Origin of the sequence: Mycobacterium sp., assembly GCF_035653355.1 — a bacterium.
Taxonomy (GTDB): Bacteria; Actinomycetota; Actinomycetes; order Mycobacteriales; family Mycobacteriaceae; genus Mycobacterium.
On sequence record NZ_DASRBZ010000222.1, the window covers coordinates 1 to 5,321 of the forward strand.

The window sequence follows — 5,321 nt, forward strand, 5'->3', positions numbered from 1 at the left end:
CGCCCACAGCGAGAATCTCCCCGCCCCAAATCGTTCCGTCACTACCGTAGCCAGTGCCGTCGAAGGAAACGCCGATGAGCGGTTCACCGAGCCGGCCGTGTTCGGCCAGCAGCGACACGACATGGGCATGGTGGTGCTGGACGAGATCCAGCGGGCGATCGCCGGCGTGGCGCTCGGCCCAGCTGCGGGTCTGATATCCCGGGTGCAGGTCGGCGGCCAAACGCACAGGCTCGCCGCGGATTTCGCTGAGCTGGCCGACCGCGCGCTCGAACGCCCGCAGCGTCTCCAGGGTCGCCATGTCGCCGATGTGCCCGGACATGAACGCGCGCGAGCCGTCGGTCAGGCAGAAAGTGTTCTTCAGTTCGCCTCCGACTGCTAGGACACCCGGGGCGTTGAGGCCAAGGTCGACCGGTAGCGGCGCGTAGCCGCGGGATCGGCGGATCGGCAGTTCGCGACCGTCGACCACGCGCACTACCGAGTCGTCGCACGGTACATGGATCGGCCGGTTGTGGTCGAGCACCGCATCGCAGAGTGGCGACAGCCGTTGCGCAGCATCGTCTTCGGTGAAGCAGATGGGCTCGTCGGAGCGGTTGGCGCTGGTGAGCACCAGCGCATCCGGCACCGGTACGTCCGCGTCGGGCACTGGGGCGAGCAGCAGATGATGGATCGGCGAGTACGGCAACATCAGCCCCAACAGCGGGCAGCCGGGCGCGACGGAGTCGGCGACCAGAGCGTCGGGCCGCCGCCGCAGTAACACGATCGGGCGGGCCGGGCTGGACAGGATCGCGGCCTCGGTGTCGTCGATTCGGGCGTAGCGGCGGGCGACGTCGAGGTCGCGTACCAGCATGGCAAATGGCTTGGCGCCGCGTGCTTTTCGCGTACGTAGGCCCGCGACCGCCGATTCGTCGCCGACGCCGCAGGCCAGGTGATAGCCGCCGATTCCCTTGATCGCGACGACGGCACCGGCGGCCAGTGCCTGCTGTGTGGCGGCCAGCGCGGCATCGGATCCGTCGACGCGTCCGCTACCTCGCCGGAACCACAGCGAGGGACCGCAGTCAGGGCAGGCGATCGGTTGGGCGTGGAATCGCCGGTTGGCCGGGTCGTGGTATTCGGCGGCGCAGCGCTCACACATGGCGAACGTCGACATCGTGGTCGCCGGACGATCGTACGGCAACGCCCGGATGATGGTGAACCGCGGCCCGCAGTTGGTGCAGGTGATAAAGGGGTGCCGGTAGCGGCGGTCGGCCGGGTCGAAAAGCTCGGCGACACAGTCGTCGCACACCGCGATATCGGGGGGAATCGGCGTCGTGGCGCCGGGGACCGTCTGGCTTTCAACGATCCGGAAACTACTGTCGGCCTTGGCTTCGATGTCGACGACGTCGACGCTGCTGATGTTCGCCAGCGGCGGCGCGTCGGCACACAACCGGCGACCGAATTCGGCCAAGCTCGATCGCGGTCCCTGCGCCTCGACGAAGACCGCGCCCGAATCGTTCCCGACGAACCCGGCCAGGCGCAGCTCGGTAGCGATCCGGTGGACGAAGGGACGAAATCCGACGCCTTGGACCACACCGGTCACGGTGAACCGCTGCCGAACGGTTTCCGAGCGCAGCAACGTGCCCGTCATGTCGACCGCCAAGTGGCTTCTCGCACCGGGGAGCGGGGCGGCTGGCGCTTCCTGCCGCTCTGTTTCATCCACCGATTAGCACACGTCGGGATCACACCGTTTCGTTCGTCACGGACTAACGCTCCCGTTGAATTCATCCTAGCCGGGCCGGCGACACACGAGGCGAGACCGAGGGCCTGCTACATGTGCCGGATTCTCAGATAACGGCGGGCATCGGGAAGGGACACGACTCCCATGCCCAGCAAGAAGAGGACGATCACGGCCAGGATGCCGATAAACACCCATCCCACTATGTCCATGTCGAATTCCTTTCTTCACTGTGTTTTGCTGCAAGCGGTTCAACTTCGTCGGGAGAGAAGTACAGGTAGCGGCCGTACCAGTCGTGCAGGTCTGCCGCGGGATCATCCTCCACAACCACGCCGACATGCTGGTTGCCGTCGACGTCTTCGTGCACCGACGTCACACGAGCGGTCCTGCCGGCGAAAAAGAGGTCTTGCGCGTCGGCGCGGCGGCCTGGATGCAGCCGTACCCTGCTGCCCCGCGCCACCCGGACACCGTTGACCAGGACAGCGTCAATTTCCGGGCGGACGGCGTTGTCCGCCAAGGGATCCCACCACTCGACGCCCTCGGGTATCTCAGGGATGAGCCGCGATTCGGCGGTAGTCTGGTGCGGATCGCGCAGCACACCGTGCAGGCGCTGCATCGCCTCCGGTGACATCGCGTCGCAGCGGTCGATGATCTGGGCTGCCAGCGGGTCGGTAGCGCGCGCCTGCGCTTTCTCCTCCTCGGTCATGGTCATTACCCGCAGGGTGAGGATCTCGTCGATCTCGGTGGCGTCATAGAGCGCGGTTTCGCTCTGCTCGGCAACTTCGGGATGGTCGTAGAGAATGATGGGCGAGATCAGCAGAAGAGCCTGTTCACCCGGCGGACCGGCCAGCACCGGGAAGCACCGGTGCTGTTCGCAGCGTGCCACCGCGGCGGCTGCTCGTTCAGGCGGCTCGAGCAGCGAAACGAATTCGCCGCCAACTGCTTCAGCGATGACGTGGGTGCCGATCAGGGATCTGGCGATTGCATCGTCTTTGTCTGCCGCCGATGCGCCGGTGTTCTGCACGGTGACTGTGACACGGTCGAACCCGTCGTCCTGTTCGACCTCGACGGTGAGCGACGCACGGATCTCCTGCCGGGTGCGCACCAGCCGGCCACCGTCGACCGCTTCGAAATCGGTTCCTGCCGCCACGCTCACCGGCAGCGTCCACGTGCTCGACTGGGCGAGTTCGAAAGGACCGAAACTCAACTCACGTTCGACCGCCTCGTCCCAGGAAAGCCACGACCCCGCCGGCGTCGTCAGCTCGTCGACGGGTTGGTAACGCCGGCAACCGGTATCACGCTCGGCCCCGCGATGCTGCAGTTGCAGAAATCGCAGGATCAGTTTGATCCCGTCGGCGTTGTCGACGACAAATTGAGCCGACATGCGGTCGTCTTCGCCGATACCCGCGGCACCTGCGCCGGGAGGACCCAACACGCCGAATTGCCAACGCGATTGGTTCTTGCCGGATGTCGCGCGATAGGGGTACAGCAGATAACCTTCATAGAGCACGGCGTCGGCCACACTGCGGGCCCGGTCCCAGTTCGCCGTCATGGAACCTCCTCGCGAGCCGCGGCCAGCAGCGCCGAAACCGCGTCGTCGAGCCCCAAGAACCCTTGCGCCGATTTGTAAGCGGCAAGCGCCGCCAGCGTGTCGTGAGACAACCGCACCCATCCGCTGTTCGGGTAGTGCTGGCCGATCAGATCACGCCACACCGCGACCGGCATGTCGTAGCGGTCCTCGCAATCCCACGGCACCTGGCGCACCGAAAAGCCGCGCTCGCCCGCCATGAACACCGTTCCGCTGAAAAGGAACTGCAGCGGGATCGCACCATCGCGCAATGCGTGGAAATATTTGGCCGCGGCAACCTCCAGGTCGTAGGTGCATGGCAGCCCCAGCGCCACCACGGTGTCGCCGGTGAATCCCGGCACCATCGCCGCGCAGTGCTGCCATAGGAAGGTGCGCTGGGTGGTTGCCCAGCGCTCCCGCGGCCCGAACAAATCGGTGAGCCCGGCAGCCTCCTCGTCGGAGTAACTGCGCCGCAACGGTTCCATGCGGACCTGGCAGCGTAAGGCGAGGGCCTGCACCGGTTCGTCATCGGGCGCCGCAATGCCGACCCGCGCGGTCAGCGTGGGCGTCACGGCGTAGGCCTCGGGGGCCACGTCCACAACCTTGAATGTGAGGCTGGTCATGGTCGTCGGTCCACACTGCGTCCGGCGAGCATGGTGAAGAAATCATCGATGAACTCATGCGCTTCCTGTCCGCCGTCGAAGCCGCGCCACAGTTGCCGCAGATTCCCGACGAACTCGTAGCATGCGTCGATCGGCACCAGGTAACAGATCGGTTCACCGACATCGGGCACCCGCACCAGCAGCGCTTCGACGTCGTCGGCGAGCAGGCCGACGCGGGGTTCGGCGGCGCTGATGGCGCTCCAGGCGTCGAGGTCGAGTTCGGATTCCGTGGCGCCCGCCGGGCCGGGATAGAACGCGACGGTGCGATCAAGCGTCGAGTTGCGGAAGAAGAACGCCACTCCGACCGGGATCTGTAGTGCCTCCCAGGCGCGGCGGTCCAACTTGAAATCCGGGAAGGCCAGGTAGCGATCCGGGACTGCCCGGTACTTCAGTTCCGCTTTCTGGTCGGTGAACAACAGATAGCATCCGCGGCACACGCACATCAATTGGCGGCCAGCCAGATTCACGACGTGCTGGTGCGTGTCGGCGATCGATTCCGAGCACATCTCGCAGCGCTGGCCGATGGGTTCAGGTGCGCGCCGGCTGTTGGTGATGCGGGACAGGATGTCGTAGGGGCTGGTCATGCCGGTGCGCCCATCGCTTCGACCGGCACCGCCAGCGAGAGCACCCCGTCGCGGACCAGCAGCGGGATCGGATCCAGATGTGCCGCCGGATCGTCCAGCCCGGCGCCGGCATGCACGACGTCGAAATGGCTTCGACATCGCGGACAGCGCAGCACCGGTTCCCCGGTAGTGGCCGAACGGTGCAGCGCCGCGCCGGCCAGCGATCCGTCGCACACCGGGCAGTGGTCGCGGTAGGCGTAGAGCTGCTCGCCGACCCGGCAGGCCAGTACCGGCAGGTCCGCGACGCGGAAGCCGCCGACTTCACCCGGGGCCAGTTCGGCCATATCGGGCACTTGGTGCCAGGCCGTCGGCGCTGCTCCGTCGGCGTGGACTTTGGCCAGCAACGATTCGGCCGGGATAACGCCTGCCGCTGAATCTGGTTCGGCGGCAACGACTTCGATCGACACGATCTCGGGCGCCGCAGCGCGCACTGCGTCCTCGACGGCCAATTCGAGTGTCACCGCCGACGACGGACAGCTCTTACAGCTTCCGGAGAATTGCAATCGGACGGTGTCACCGGCGATCTCGAGCAGATGCACGTCGCCCCCGTGCGAGCCGAGATACGGCCGCACCCGGTCGAGCGCATCAGAGACCCGGCGCTCGAGGTCGTGCGGATGCAGGCCGTGCACCAGCAGCAGGCTGGCCACCAAGTCGTCGGTTGCCAAGCGATCGACAAGCGCGGGATCGTCGATCATGTCCACGATCCGCGCCAAACCCGCGCCGTAGAGTTCGACTACCTCGCGGACCAGCTGCTCGGC

At 66.3% G+C, this 5,321-nt stretch carries 6 protein-coding genes; all 6 read right to left on the bottom strand.

Going from position 1 to position 5,321, the window contains the following annotated elements:
* The coding region (gene hypF / locus VFA16_RS07495) for a carbamoyltransferase HypF (protein WP_324967205.1) at positions 1 to 1,624 on the bottom strand (1,624 nt) is incomplete at its 3' end.
* 179 nt (positions 1,625 to 1,803) lie between these two features.
* Entirely contained in the window at positions 1,804 to 1,923 is a 120-nt protein-coding gene (locus tag VFA16_RS23760) for a DUF6893 family small protein (RefSeq protein ID WP_414687665.1), read from the bottom strand.
* Entirely contained in the window at positions 1,914 to 3,263 is a 1,350-nt protein-coding gene (locus VFA16_RS07500) for a hypothetical protein (RefSeq protein ID WP_324967206.1), read from the bottom strand. Before VFA16_RS07500 ends, VFA16_RS23760 begins: the two co-directional genes overlap by 10 nt.
* Complete coding sequence (locus VFA16_RS07505; RefSeq protein ID WP_324967207.1) at positions 3,260 to 3,901, bottom strand: DUF6084 family protein; 642 nt, start codon at positions 3,899 to 3,901, stop codon at positions 3,260 to 3,262. The genes VFA16_RS07500 and VFA16_RS07505 overlap by 4 nt, the downstream gene beginning before the upstream one ends.
* Positions 3,898 to 4,524: a DUF5947 family protein gene (locus VFA16_RS07510; protein ID WP_324967208.1), complete on the bottom strand. Its 627-nt coding sequence runs from the start codon at positions 4,522 to 4,524 to the stop codon at positions 3,898 to 3,900. Before VFA16_RS07510 ends, VFA16_RS07505 begins: the two co-directional genes overlap by 4 nt.
* Positions 4,521 to 5,321: NifU family protein (locus tag VFA16_RS07515; RefSeq protein WP_324967209.1), on the bottom strand; the 801-nt coding region annotated here is incomplete at its 5' end. The genes VFA16_RS07515 and VFA16_RS07510, both read right to left, overlap by 4 nt.